Raw genomic sequence first — 12,307 nt, 5'->3', positions numbered from 1 at the left:
TGCTTGCCCCACCTACGTTGTCAGCGGCTGGAACCGCCCTGCCGGCGACGCCGCCAGTTCCGACCAGTCGATCTCCTCCTCCAGCCGGTGATAGGCCTCGTCGCCGATCGTGCCGTCGCGGCGCAGTTCCTCCAGCGCGTCGCGCTGGCTCTTGATGGCATAGAGGCGCAACCGGTCATACTCGGTCGCCGCCTGCGCATCCTCCGGATTTTCAGCGATAGCGCGCTGGGCGGCATATTGCTCTCGCACCGCGGCCGCGGCGCTCGATGTCTTGCCGCTCAATATGTCCAATGCGGCCTGCATGATGGCGACGCGCGCCTGCGCCACCTCGCGATCGACCGTGCTGTCCGGATCGAGGCTGAGCAGGCGCAGCAGCGGCTTCAGGGTCATGCCTTGCAGCACAAGCGTGCCGAGAACGACCGCGAAGGCGGCGAGCACGATTGGATCGCGGCCTGGAAAGTCGGCCGGCAAGGCGAACGCCGCCACCAGCGTCACCAGCCCGCGCATGCCGCACCAGCCGATGAGGAGGCCGCCGCGAACAGTTGGCGCTTCCCTTCGCCGCTCGGCACTGCCGAAGCGGGCAAGCCATCTAATGATCACACCGTAGCTCATTACCCAGACGAGGCGCGACACGATGACGACGGCCAGCACCGCTGCGGCGAAGACGAATGCTTGGCCCTGCCCTTCCCCGGCCAACCGGCTGACGATCGACCGGGCCTGCAGGCCCATCAGCACGAAGGCCAGCACGTTGAGCACGAAGACCGCCGACTCCCAGACCGAATAGGTACTGACGCGCCTCCTCGCCGACATCAGGCGCGGCGCGGTGCGCGCGATGGTCATGGCGTAGACGACGATGGTGATGATGGCCGAAAGGCCCAGCCTGTCGGCCAGGATCCAGACCCCGAACGTTCCGGCGAATTGCACCACCGTGCTGCTCGCCGCATCCTCGATGCGGGTGAGCGTCAGCAGCGAGAAGCGGCCGAGCAGATAACCCGCGACAAGGCTGCCGATCGTTGACAGCAGGATCGTCGGAATGGCGTTGCTCAGCATGATCGAGCCGAGCGCCGCCGATACCGCCAGCCGATAGATCAGCAGCGCGGTGGCATCGTTGAGCAGGCTCTCGCCCTGCAGGATGGCCGTGATGCGGTGCGGCACCTTGAATTGCCCGAGCACGGCGCTCGCCGCCACCGCGTCCGGCGGTGCGACGATGGCGCCGAGCGCTATCGCCGCGGCTATCGGCAGCCCTGCCATTTTCCAGCCGACGAAAGCAACGATTGCGGTTGTGAAGATGACGGCGCCGAGCGCCAGAGCCACGAGCGGCAGCCGGTAGCGGTTGAGATCGCGCAGCGACGTGTCATAGGCCGCGTCGAGCAGCACCGGCGCGATGAACAGGGCAAGTGCCAGTTCCGGGTCGATCTCGATCGTTGGCGCGCCGGGCACGAAGGCAATCCCGGCGCCTGCCAGAGCCAGCAGGGATGGATAGGGTATCTCCAGACGCCGCGACACCGCAGTCAGCGCGACGGCGATCAGGAGCAGGACCAGGGTCAGTTCGAAAAGCGCCATATCCTACCGTAGCCACGAACCAGAGTTTGTCGGCAGTAACAAGATGACTAGATGCTGTTGATTGTCCAGCCGGCCTGGCCGGCCTGGCCTATGCGCCGGACGGGTCGCCGGGGTATGGATACGGCCATGATCCTCATCGGCCAGTATGACTCGCCTTTCGTTCGCCGCGTCGGCATCGCGCTGACGCTCTATGGCCTGCCCTTCGAGCATCGGCCATGGTCGGCCTTCGGCGACGTCGACAAGATCCGGCCCTACAACCCACTGACGCGTGTGCCGACGCTGGTGCTGGACGATGGCGAGGTGCTGACGGAAAGCCATTTGATGCTCGATTATCTCGACAGCCTGGTCGCGGTCGAGCGAAGGATGTTCCCGACAAGCGAGCCCGCCCGCCATCAGGCGCTCAGGGTCGCTGCCCTGGCCACCGGGCTCGGCGACAAGAGCGTCAGCCTGTTTTACGAAAAACGCTTGCACGAGAAGGTCTCCGACCTTTGGGTCGGCCGCTGCCGGACGCAGATTGAGAGCGTCCTTGCCGCATTGGAAGCGGACCGCGCCGCGAGGCCCGGGGCCTACTGGTTCTCAGACCGTATCGGCCATGCCGATGTCGCCGTTGCCGTCGTGCTGCGTTTTCTCGGCGAAGCCCATCCGGACCTGGTTCCGCTGGCCGACTTTCCGGCACTGCAGGCTCATGCCGCGCGGATGGAGGCCCTACCCGTCTTCCAGGCGATCTCGCAGCCTTTCATCCCGCCGGCCTGAGGGCCGCAGCGATCAGTGCAGCACCAGCATATCGCTCGACGAGAAGGAAATCTCCGCCTTTTCGCCAACCGCGGGCGGCGGTGTCGCCGGGCTGTTGAATGTGTCCAGCGAGACCGTATTGCCGCCGATGCCGACGCGAACCCGGATGACCGAACCGAGGAAGTGCACCTCGGCGATCTCGCCCGAAAGGCTGGCGTCGCGACCGGGCTGACGTCCAAGCGAAATCGCCTCGGGCCGCAGCGCCAGTGATAGCGTATCGCCGGACTTCGAACCGTTGAGCTTGCCCTTGAGGGCGACCTCTTGCGAATTGACACGCACCGTACCTGAAGCGGCGTCGGTGACCGTGCCTTCGAGCACATTCAGCGTGCCGACGAAATTGGCCACGAATTTGGTTGCCGGCCTGTTGTAGATCTCGAACGGCGTGCCGACCTGCTCGGCCTTGCCGCCATACATGACGGCGATGCGATCGGAGATCGACAGCGCCTCTTCCTGGTCGTGGGTGACGAAGATGGTGGTGATGCCGAGCTTCTTCTGGATCGAGCGGATTTCCTCGCGCAGCGACACGCGCACTTTGGCGTCCAGCGCCGACAGCGGCTCGTCGAGCAGAAGCAGCTTCGGCTTCGGCGCAATCGCGCGCGCCAAGGCGATACGCTGCTGCTGGCCGCCCGAGAGCTGGTAAGGATAGCGATCGCCCATCTGCGGCAGCTTGATGATGTCGAGCATCTCGGCGACGCGCCTGTCGGCGTCGGCCTTCGGCATGCCGGCGACCTTCAGCCCGAAGGCGATGTTCTGCGCTACCGTCAGGTTGGGGAACAGCGCATAGGCCTGAAACACCATGCCGACATTGCGCTGGTTGGGCTTCAGCCTTGTGATGTCCTTGCCGGCGACGACGATCTTGCCGGCCGAAGGCTCCTCGAAGCCGGCGACCATGCGCAGCACCGTCGTCTTGCCGCAGCCCGACGGGCCGAGGAAGGAGACGAACTCGCCAGGCTCCACGTCGAGATTGAAATCCTGCACCACGGTGGTGGCGCCGAAGGATTTTCGTACATGCTGGATGGAGAGGAACGGCTCGGCCATGGCTTTGACTTTCAGTTCGGGCGGTTCGCCGATCGCGGCGCGAAGCGCGACAGGATCTGGATCAGGGACATGCAGCCCCAGGTGATGACGAAAGCGATGATGGCGAGCGCCGCCGGCTCATAGGCACGGTTGGCGCCGATGTTCTGCAGATAAGGGCCAAAGGCCGGACGGTTGAGCAGGCTGGCCATGGTGAATTCGCCGATGACGATGGCGAAGGTCAGGAAAGCGCCGGACAGCACCGCGATCAGCACATTGGGCAGGATGACGCGGGTGATGATCGTCCCCCAGCCGGCGCCCAGGATCTGCGCCGCTTCGGTCAGCGTTCGCACATCGATTGTGCGAAGGCCGGTGTCGACGGCACGGTACATGTAGGGCAGCGCCAGCGTCGCATAGCCGATGACCAGCAAGGCATTTGTGCCGGTATCGGTGGCCAGGAACGGCAGCGGCGAATTCGAGCCGTACATTCTGATGTAGCCGAAGACGATGACAATGGCCGGAATGACCAGCGGCAACAGCGTGATGAACTCGACGATTGGTCTCAGCTGCGGCAGGCGCAGCCGGATCCAGTAGGCGGCGGGCACCACGATCAGCACGCCGAGAATGATGGTGAAGATGGCGGCGATCACCGAATACATGAAGGTCGCCTGGAAGCGCTCGTCGCCCAGCACGATCTGGTAGGCATCGAAGGAATAAACGCCGCGCCGCATGCGCATGGAGAATTCCACGGTCGCAATCAGCGGAATGAAGAAATAAGCCGCGCCGAGGATGAAGACGACCCAGGCCCAGAATCTGCCACCCTTCATTTGAGCCACCTCTCGGAACGGGTCCGGAACCAGATGTAGAAGACGTTGGCGAGGCCAGTGATGACGATCATGCCGAAGGCGATCGCATAGCCGAGATGGGCGTTGTGCAGCACATCGCCGCGGATCTGCGCATAGAGCAGTATCGGCACGATGTTGAGCGACGAGCCGGTCAGTGCATAGGCGGTGGCGATAGCGCCGAAGGCGTTGGCGAACAGCAGGATGACGGTGCCGAGAAAACTCGGCCAGATCACCGGTATGACCACCATGCGCCAGTATTGCGCGGTGGTCGCGCCGAGCGTGGCGGCGGCCTCGCCCCATTCCTTCTTCAGCCCATCGATCGCCGGCGTGATGATGACCACCATCAGCGGGATCTGGAAATAGACATAGGTCAGCGTCAGGCCCCAGAACGACAGGATGTTGAAGCCATGCGCGTAGATGTTGAGACCGAACACGGTATTCAGGATCACTGTCGCAAGGCCGAGGCGGCCGAGCGTGGCGAGGAAGGCGAAGGCCAGCGGCACGCCCGCGAAATTGGACGCTACGCCGGAAAAGGTCAGTGTCGCCGAACGTATCCAGTTCGGCAGGCCGCCGCGCACGATGGCAATGGCGATCGCCAGACCGGCGAAGGCACCGATCAGCGCCGAGGCAAGGCTGACCTTGATCGAGATCCAGTAGGCGGCAACGATGGACGGTTGCGCCAATGCCACGATGTTCTCGAAGGTGAATTCGCCGGCATCGTTCTGGAATGCGCCCAGCATCAGATAGAGCGTGGGCAGGATCAGGAACATGATGGCGAAGATGAAGAACGGCGCCACGCCGAGCCATTGCGTCGGCAGCCTGAGGCTGCGTGCTTCGGCGGGAGGCGCAGCCTTCCCCGCAATGGTCTGATTGGAAAGCGAGAGATCGGTCATGCGCCGGCTACCGTCTTCGAGTAAAGGCCGGGCGGCCTCGCGACCGCCCGGTGGATTTCAAGTCCTACTTGACGCTGGCGCCGACCACGGCATCCCAGTTCTTGGTGATGGCTTCCTTGGCCTTACCCTGCTCATCGAGCGTCGGGAACACTGCGGCCGCATAGGACTCGGCCGGCGGCATCTTCGCCATCACGTCCGCCGGGAGCTTGCCGTTCTTGGCAAGGTCATTGAAGCGGATCGGGTGGCAATAGCCCTTCAGCCAGCCGATCTGGCCTTCGTCGGAATAGAGATATTCCATCCAGAGCTTGGCTGCATTCGGATGCGGCGCATAGGCGCTGATTGCCTGCACGTAGACACCGGCGACGACGCCGGTCTTCGGCACGACGACGTCGACCGGCGGGTTGCCCTTCAGCGTGTCACGGCCGGAAAGCGCGTTGTAGTCCCAGGTGATCAGGATCGGCGTCTGGCCCTGGGCGAGCGTTGCGGCCTTGCCGATAACTGGCACGAAATTGCCGGCGGCATTGAGCTTCTTGAAGAAGTCGAGACCGGCGGTGCCGGCGGCTTCGCCAGCGGCGGCGCCCGTCGACAGGCCGGCGGCATAGACGCCCTGGATGGCCTGGTTCGAAGCGCGCGGATCACCGGCGAGGGCCACCGAGTTGGCAAATTCCGGCTTCAGCAGATCGGCCCAGTCGGCCGGAGCTTCCTTGACCAGGTCCTTGTTCACTTCGAAGGCGAGCACGCCGTAATAGTCGCCGGTCCAATAGCCTTCGGCATCCTTGGCGCTGTCCGGGATCGAGTCCCAGGTCGACACCTTGTAGGGCTGGATCAGGCCATCGGCCTTGGCCGAAGGGCCGAAGGACAGGCCGACGTCGATCACGTCGGGCGCCTGCGGGCCCTTGTTGTCCTTGTTCGCCTTGATCGCCTCGATCTCGTCGCCGGAACCGGCATCGGGGTTGAGTTCGTTGATCTTGATTTCGGGATATTTCGCCTTGAAGCCGTCGATGACGGCGCCATAGCCGCACCAGTCATGCGGCAGCGCGATGGTCGTGAGCTGGCCCTCGGCCTTGGCGGCCTTGACGAGATCGTCCATCGAATCCGCGGACGAAATCACCGTCGACGCGAAAAGCGCCGCGGCCGAAAGGGAAAGCACTTTCCCCGTGAATTTGAACATGTGTTCTCTCCGTTGAACTGACGCCGTTGGACGCCTGCGATGCGGTATCGTTTTCGTGTGACAGCTAGATGAAAGCTTTGTGAAACCGGCACCCCGCAGTGCGAAAAAGTAAACTCTTTTTGACCGGCTGTAGCAATCGCTCCGCGATTATTTTTCCGGCTAACTAGTTTCTGCCCTGCCTGCAGCCCTTTCCCCTTTCCTTTCCCCTCGTTTTCCAGATCACTTCCGGCACGAAAATCCGCGTCATACCGTGCCGGCGATGGCGTTTTCGAGCAGCGCCAGCGCCGCCTTCTTGGTCAGCTTGACCGGGTTGCCGCCGGCGGTCGGATCGACCACCGCCATATCGGCGATCAGCCCCTTGCGCTTCTTGTCCATGTCGAGCCCCTTGATCAGGCCCGGCAGCGCATGCGGCACCTTGAGCTCCTTGCGCAGCTTGATGATGGCCTTGGCGAAACCATCGAAGCCGCCCTTGATGCCGCAATAGGCTGCGAGCCGGCCGATGCGCTCATCGATGGCGTCACGGTTGAAGGCGAGCACATAGGGCATGAACACGGCGTTGGTCATGCCGTGATGAGTGTCATAAAGCGCGCCGATCGGATGCGACAGCGAGTGGATGGCCCCTAACCCCTTCTGGAAGGCGGCCGCACCCATCGCGGCGGCGCTCATCATGTTGGCGCGGGCGACGAGATCCTTGCCGTTGGCAAAGGCCTTCGGCAGGTTCTCGAAGACCAGCCTTATGCCTTCCACCGCGATGCCGTCGGCCATCGGGTGATAACCCGGCGCGCAATAGGCCTCGAGGCAGTGGGCCAGCGCATCCATGCCGGTGCCGGCGGTGATGAAGCCCGGCATGCCGACCGACAGTTCCGGGTCGGCAATGACGATCGCCGGCAAAAGTTTCGGATGGAAGATGACCTTCTTGGTGTGCGTCGCCTCATTGGTGATGACGCCGGCGCGGCCGACTTCGGAACCCGTACCGGCAGTGGTCGGCACGGCGATGATCGGCGCGATCGCATCCGAATTGGCTCTGGTCCACCAGTCGCCAACATCCTCGAAATCCCAGACCGGGCGCGTCTGGCCGGCCTGGAAGGCGATCAGCTTGCCGAGATCGAGCGCCGAGCCGCCGCCGAAGGCGATGACGCCGTCATGCTTGCCCTTCTTGAACACGGCGATGCCGGCGGTCAGGTTCGAATCCACCGGGTTCGGCTTCACCTCGGAAAAAACGCCATAGGGCACTTTGGCGTTGTCGAGGATCTTCAGCGTCGAGGCGACGACCGGCAGCTTGGCCAGCCCCGGATCGGTGACGAAGAGCGGCCGCTTGATGCCGGTGGCCGAGAGCACATCTGGCAGTTCCTTGATGCGCCCGGCGCCGAAGCGGACGGTGGTGGGGTAGTTCCATTTGGAGATGAGCTTGGACATTTTTGTCTTTCGAAAAATCAGATGGCTTCGCGCAGGTGATAGGACTTCGGCCTCGTCAGATTGTCGTAGCCGATGGCCGACAGCGCTGCGCCCTTGCCGGTGTCCTTGACGCCGGTCCAGACCAGCGCCGGATCGAGATAGTCGCAGCGGTTCATGAACACGGTGCCGGTCTCGACGCGGTCGCCGATCGCCACCGCGTGCTCGATGTCACCGGTCCAGATCGATGCGGTCAGCCCGTAGGGGCTGTCGTTCATCAGCGCGATCGCCTCCTCGTCGTTGCGCACCTTCATGATGCCGACGATCGGACCAAAACTTTCCTCGCGCATGACGCTCATCTGGTGGTCGACCCCGGTCAGCACTTCCGGCGCCAGATAGGGCGAGCCGGCTCTGTCGTCGGCGACCTTCATGTTGATGTGCGCGGTGGCGCCCTTGCGCAGCGCCTCGGCCTTCTGTTCGCGGATCAGGTCGGCGAAACGCGCCTGCGCCATCGGCCCCATCGTCGTCGCCTGTTCGAGCGGATTGCCGACGACATAGTTCTTCGTCTCGGCGATGAAGCCTTCGACGAATTCGTCATAGACCTTCTCGTGCACGTAGACGCGCTCGATACCGCAGCAGCACTGGCCGGAATTGTAGAAGGCGCCGTCGACCAGGTTGGCCACCGCATGGTCCATCCTGGCATCCGGCAGCACATAGGCCGGGTCCTTGCCGCCGAGCTCGAGGCCGAGCGTCATGAAGGTGCCGGCCGCGGCCTTCTCGATGGCGCGGCCGCCACCGACCGAGCCGGTGAAGTTGACATGATCGATCTTGCCGGAGCCGAGCAGCTTCTCGGTCTGGGCATGGTTCAGCACGACGTTCTGGAACAGGCCCTTGGGCAGGCCGGCCCTGTCGAAGGCCTGCTGGAAGCGTTCGCCGACCAGCAGCGTCTGCGCCGCATGCTTGAGGATCACCGCGCTGCCCGCCATCAGCGCCGGCACGATGGTGTTGACGGCGGTAAGATAGGGATAGTTCCACGGCGCGATCACCATGACGACGCCGAGCGGCACCTTCTTCACATAGCGGCGAAACCCATCCTTCGGGTTCGAAGCCAGAACCGGCCTCAGCGCCGCTTCGGCGATCTCGACCATGTAGTTGGTGCGGTCCTTGACGCCGCCGAACTCGCCGCCGTAGCGAACCGGGCGTCCCATCTGCCAGGCGATCTCCGGCACGATCTCGTCGCTCATCGCGACCAGCGCTTCCAGCATGGCAAGCATGTACTTGCCGCGCTCGACGATCGGCGTCTCAGCCCATTTTTCCTGCGCCGCCTTGGCGCGTTCAACCGCGGCGTTGATGGCCTGGTCCGTGGCGATCGGACGCTCGGCATAGATCGAGCCATCGACGGGTGATTTGAGTTTGACCGTTTCGGTCATTTTCTAAGTCCTCGCACGTTCTAACAATCGAAATCATATGGCTTGGTGTGCCCCTCATTCGCCTGCCGGCACCTTCTCCCGTAGTGACAGGGAGAAGGAAGAAGCTCCGGCGCTGACGCGTCCGCCCGTTGTTCACGGGGGTAAGGGTGGGGAGCGGCGCCGGCGATCCCGGCTACCTTAGTACCGCTCGAACCCCCTGTGCAGTTCCCAATCCGTAATCCGGCGGTCGTATTCGAACTGCTCCCACTTCGCGGTATGGACATAGTGTTCGAGCACGTCCTCGCCGAGCGCCTGCTTCAGCATCTTCGACTTGGCCAGCGTCTCGGTCGCGTCGCGCAGCGTCTTGGGGATCTCCGGCAGGCGCGACGCCTGATAGGCGTCGCCGACGAACGGCTTCTGCAACTCCAGCTTTTCGTCGATGCCGGCAAGGCCGGCCGCGATAAGTGCCGCGAAGGCGAGATAGGGGTTGAGGTCGGCGCCGCCGATGCGGCATTCCATGCGGATGCCCTTGGTGCCCTCGCCGCACAGGCGGAAGCCAGCAGTGCGGTTGTCCTCGCTCCACATGATCTTGGTCGGCGCGAATGTGCCGGCCTGGAAGCGCTTGTAGGAATTGATGTAGGGCGCTAGGAACCAGGTGAATTCCTTGGCGTATTTGAGCTGGCCCGCCGCCCATTGCTGGCCGAGCGTCGACAGCGTCCAATCGGCCTTCTTGTCGAAGAACAGCGGCGTTTTGCCGTCGGCGCTCCACAGCGAATTGTGGATGTGGCTGGAATTGCCGGCGAGCCCGTAATTGTACTTGGACATGAAGGAAATCGCCTTGCCTTCGGACTCGGCGATCTCCTTGGCGCCGTTCTTCAGGATGACGTGGCGGTCGGCCATCTCGAGCGCCTCGGCGTAGCGCACATTGATCTCTTCCTGACCCGGTCCCCACTCGCCCTTGGAGTTCTCGATCGGGATGCCAGCCGCATCCATCTCGTTGCGGAGCCGGCGCATGACGCCTTCTTCCTTGGTGGTGATGCCGATCTGGTAATCGCCGATATAGGGCGATGCGGTGTCGAGGCCCTGCCAGTGCTTCTTGCGGGCGGAATCGTAGGTCTCGTTGAACAGATAGAATTCGAGCTCGGAGGCGAAATAGCCGATATAGCCGCGTTCCTTCAGCCGCTTGACCTGCTTCCTCAGGATGGCGCGTGGCGAATGCGGCAGGTCGTCATGGGTGTGGTGGTCGAGCACGTCGCAGATCACCAGCGCGGTCTTTTCCAGCCACGGAATGCGCCGCAGCGTCGCAAGGTCGGGCTTCATGACGAAATCGCCATAGCCCTTCGACCAGCTTGCCGCCTTGTAGCCGGGCACCGGCTCCATATCGATGTCGGCGGCCAGCAGATAGTTGCAGCCATGCGTCTCGTCATGGGCGGAATCGACGAAATATTGCGCCAGGAAACGTTTCCCCGCGAGCCGGCCCTGCAGATCGACGATGCAGGCAAGCACCGTGTCGATCTCGCCGCTGGAGACCGCCTTCTTCAACTGATCGAACGAGAAATTTCCGGCCATTCTTGTGGCACTCCAGCGCTTGTCGATTGAAACGGATAAACGAAACCATGGCCGGCACGATGCCGGCCATGGTTGAGGTGACGACGTTAGTGGCCGGTCTCGCCGACAGCCTGTTCCGCTGCCTTGATCGCGGCCTGGCGCTTGGCAATCTGGTCGCCGATCGGCGGGCCCTGGAAGCGGCGGTTCTCGAAGCCGAACCAAAGCACGGCGGTCAGCAAGATGAAGGCAAGCGTGATGTAGAGCACCTTGTCGTTCGGCGGCTGGATGGCGATGTAGAAGATGATCGCCATGCCGATAACCGACAGGATGCAAAACAGCTTGAACAGCCCGGCGCCGAGGTTCCATGGCCCGGGAGTCGGCCATTTCGCCGTCCCGAAAGCCAGCATGCCAAGCACGATCGGAATGGTGAACGACAGGAACAGGAACACCAGCGTCGAATTGACCACGATGGTGTAGATGTTGGTGCCGCCGACCGAGATGAACTGGGCAAGAAAGACATAGATGATCTCGAGGATCGCGGCAGTCCAGATGGCGTTGACGGGCGTGCGCCAGGTCGGGCTGACCTTGGCGAGCCCGGCCGAGCCGACCGGCATGCCGCCGTCGCGCGAAAAGGCAAACAACATACGCGAGGCCGAAGTCACCGTGGCCAGACCGCACAGGAACTGCGAGATCAGGATTGCCAGGTAGAGCAGTTGCTTCAGCCAGCCCGGCAGGATTGCATCCATCGTCGAGAAGAACACGCTCCAGCCCTGCTTGGCGCCGGCAGCCAGGTCCGGGATCGCCAGAACGATGGCGCACAGCATTGCCCAGCCGATCAGCGAAGACCAGAGCACGGACGAAACGATCGCCCGTGGCACGGAATGCGCCGCCTTAAGCGTTTCTTCCGAAGTGTGCGCCGACGCGTCATAGCCGGTGATGGTGTAGACCGGCAGCAGCAGGCAGAGCAGGAAGAGGTAGGTCATGGAGTCGGTTTGCGGGAAGACACCGCCACCCGCGTCACCCGAATAGTTGGTGAACGTCCACAGCCGCGTGATGTCGATCGCCGGCGCAAACACCAGGCAAGCCACGATCAGGACTGCCGTGGCTCCGAGAATCAGGAAGCCGGATGCGTCCGTCAGCATGGCGGTCAGCTTGATGCCGAAATGGTTGAACAGCGCCTGCAGCACGGTGATGAAGGCAACGAACCCGACGATTTCGCCCGGCGTGCCGGTAATGCCGAACGCTCCGCCGAAAGTGCCGACGAAGAAGAAGGCAGTGCCGATGTTGATCGCGCCAAGCACCGTGATCAGCCCAAGCAGGTTGAGCCAGGCGGTGAGCCAGCCGGTGAAGCGGTTGCCGAGGATCGATGCCCAGTGATAGAGGCCGCCGGCAGTCGGGAATGCCGAGGCGATCTGCGCCATGGCGAGGGCAAAAAATCCCGAGACGCAGCAGCCGACGATCCAGCCGATGCCGGCGCCCGCGCCGCCGATCGACGACGTAGCCTGCGCGAAGGAGTTGATGCCACCCGACAGGATGCAGATGATCGAAAACGAGATGGCGAAATTCGAGAAGCGGCTCATGCTTCGCGACAGTTCCTGGGCATAGCCCATTCCGTGGAGAACCTTCAGGTCCTCCGTCTTGTCGACGTCCGAATAGTCTTGCGCTGACATTTTTGTCCCC

10 protein-coding genes are annotated in these 12,307 nt (G+C 63.1%); 1 reads left to right on the top strand and 9 read right to left on the bottom strand.

What is annotated here, in order from left to right:
• Window positions 1–12: 12 nt before the first annotated feature.
• Window positions 13–1,563 carry a cation:proton antiporter gene (locus tag AC1RUK_RS01645; protein ID WP_481837039.1) on the bottom strand — a complete coding sequence of 517 codons (1,551 nt, stop codon included), beginning with the start codon at window positions 1,561–1,563 and terminating at the stop codon, window positions 13–15.
• A 126-nt stretch (window positions 1,564–1,689) separates the two neighbouring features.
• On the opposite strand from AC1RUK_RS01645, the gene AC1RUK_RS01640 reads away from it, so the two are divergent.
• The gene (locus AC1RUK_RS01640) at window positions 1,690–2,316 is read left to right on the top strand and encodes a glutathione S-transferase family protein (protein WP_481837040.1); all 627 of its coding nucleotides are present in this window, start codon (window positions 1,690–1,692) and stop codon (window positions 2,314–2,316) included.
• Window positions 2,317–2,328: 12 nt separating this feature from the next.
• Here AC1RUK_RS01640 and AC1RUK_RS01635 read toward each other — a convergent pair whose 3' ends face one another.
• The 8 genes from AC1RUK_RS01635 to AC1RUK_RS01600 all read right to left on the bottom strand — a co-directional run bounded on the left by AC1RUK_RS01635 (window position 2,329) and on the right by AC1RUK_RS01600 (window position 12,297).
• On the bottom strand, window positions 2,329–3,393 hold the full coding sequence (locus tag AC1RUK_RS01635; protein ID WP_436173399.1) for an ABC transporter ATP-binding protein: 1,065 nt from the start codon (window positions 3,391–3,393) through the stop codon (window positions 2,329–2,331).
• A gap of 11 nt (window positions 3,394–3,404) precedes the next feature.
• A complete protein-coding gene (locus AC1RUK_RS01630; RefSeq protein ID WP_436173400.1) occupies window positions 3,405–4,196 on the bottom strand; it encodes an ABC transporter permease in 792 nt (263 codons plus the stop codon).
• Entirely contained in the window at window positions 4,193–5,107 is a 915-nt protein-coding gene (locus AC1RUK_RS01625; protein ID WP_436173401.1) for an ABC transporter permease, read from the bottom strand. The genes AC1RUK_RS01630 and AC1RUK_RS01625 overlap by 4 nt, the downstream gene beginning before the upstream one ends.
• Before the next feature lie 64 nt (window positions 5,108–5,171).
• Window positions 5,172–6,278, bottom strand: coding sequence for an ABC transporter substrate-binding protein (locus AC1RUK_RS01620; protein ID WP_481837041.1), 1,107 nt, complete (start codon window positions 6,276–6,278; stop codon window positions 5,172–5,174).
• 243 nt (window positions 6,279–6,521) lie between these two features.
• Window positions 6,522–7,694, bottom strand: coding sequence for an iron-containing alcohol dehydrogenase (locus AC1RUK_RS01615; protein ID WP_481837042.1), 1,173 nt, complete (start codon window positions 7,692–7,694; stop codon window positions 6,522–6,524).
• A 17-nt stretch (window positions 7,695–7,711) separates the two neighbouring features.
• On the bottom strand, window positions 7,712–9,100 hold the full coding sequence (locus AC1RUK_RS01610) for an aldehyde dehydrogenase family protein (protein ID WP_481837043.1): 1,389 nt from the start codon (window positions 9,098–9,100) through the stop codon (window positions 7,712–7,714).
• Window positions 9,101–9,277: 177 nt separating this feature from the next.
• The gene (locus tag AC1RUK_RS01605; protein WP_006206238.1) at window positions 9,278–10,648 is read right to left on the bottom strand and encodes a glutamine synthetase family protein; all 1,371 of its coding nucleotides are present in this window, start codon (window positions 10,646–10,648) and stop codon (window positions 9,278–9,280) included.
• Between the two features lie 86 nt (window positions 10,649–10,734).
• Entirely contained in the window at window positions 10,735–12,297 is a 1,563-nt protein-coding gene (locus AC1RUK_RS01600) for an amino acid permease (protein ID WP_481837044.1), read from the bottom strand.
• Between the last annotated feature and the right edge of the window lie 10 nt (window positions 12,298–12,307).

The sequence above is a fragment of the Mesorhizobium monacense genome (assembly GCF_056781675.1).
This window is presented reverse-complemented; position numbering and strand designations above follow the sequence as displayed.

Bases quoted from the DNA above. Each gene is read 5' to 3' on its own strand.
- AC1RUK_RS01625 (WP_436173401.1), bottom strand. From the start codon at position 5,107: ATGACCGATCTCTCGCTTTCCAATCAGACCATTGCGGGGAAGGCTGCG.
- AC1RUK_RS01620 (WP_481837041.1), bottom strand. From the start codon at position 6,278: ATGTTCAAATTCACGGGGAAAGTGCTTTCCCTTTCGGCCGCGGCGCTT.
- AC1RUK_RS01605 (WP_006206238.1), bottom strand. From the start codon at position 10,648: ATGGCCGGAAATTTCTCGTTCGATCAGTTGAAGAAGGCGGTCTCCAGC.
- AC1RUK_RS01635 (WP_436173399.1), bottom strand. From the start codon at position 3,393: ATGGCCGAGCCGTTCCTCTCCATCCAGCATGTACGAAAATCCTTCGGC.
- AC1RUK_RS01610 (WP_481837043.1), bottom strand. From the start codon at position 9,100: ATGACCGAAACGGTCAAACTCAAATCACCCGTCGATGGCTCGATCTAT.
- AC1RUK_RS01645 (WP_481837039.1), bottom strand. From the start codon at position 1,563: ATGGCGCTTTTCGAACTGACCCTGGTCCTGCTCCTGATCGCCGTCGCG.
- AC1RUK_RS01615 (WP_481837042.1), bottom strand. From the start codon at position 7,694: ATGTCCAAGCTCATCTCCAAATGGAACTACCCCACCACCGTCCGCTTC.
- AC1RUK_RS01600 (WP_481837044.1), bottom strand. From the start codon at position 12,297: ATGTCAGCGCAAGACTATTCGGACGTCGACAAGACGGAGGACCTGAAG.
- AC1RUK_RS01630 (WP_436173400.1), bottom strand. From the start codon at position 4,196: ATGAAGGGTGGCAGATTCTGGGCCTGGGTCGTCTTCATCCTCGGCGCG.
- AC1RUK_RS01640 (WP_481837040.1), top strand. From the start codon at position 1,690: ATGATCCTCATCGGCCAGTATGACTCGCCTTTCGTTCGCCGCGTCGGC.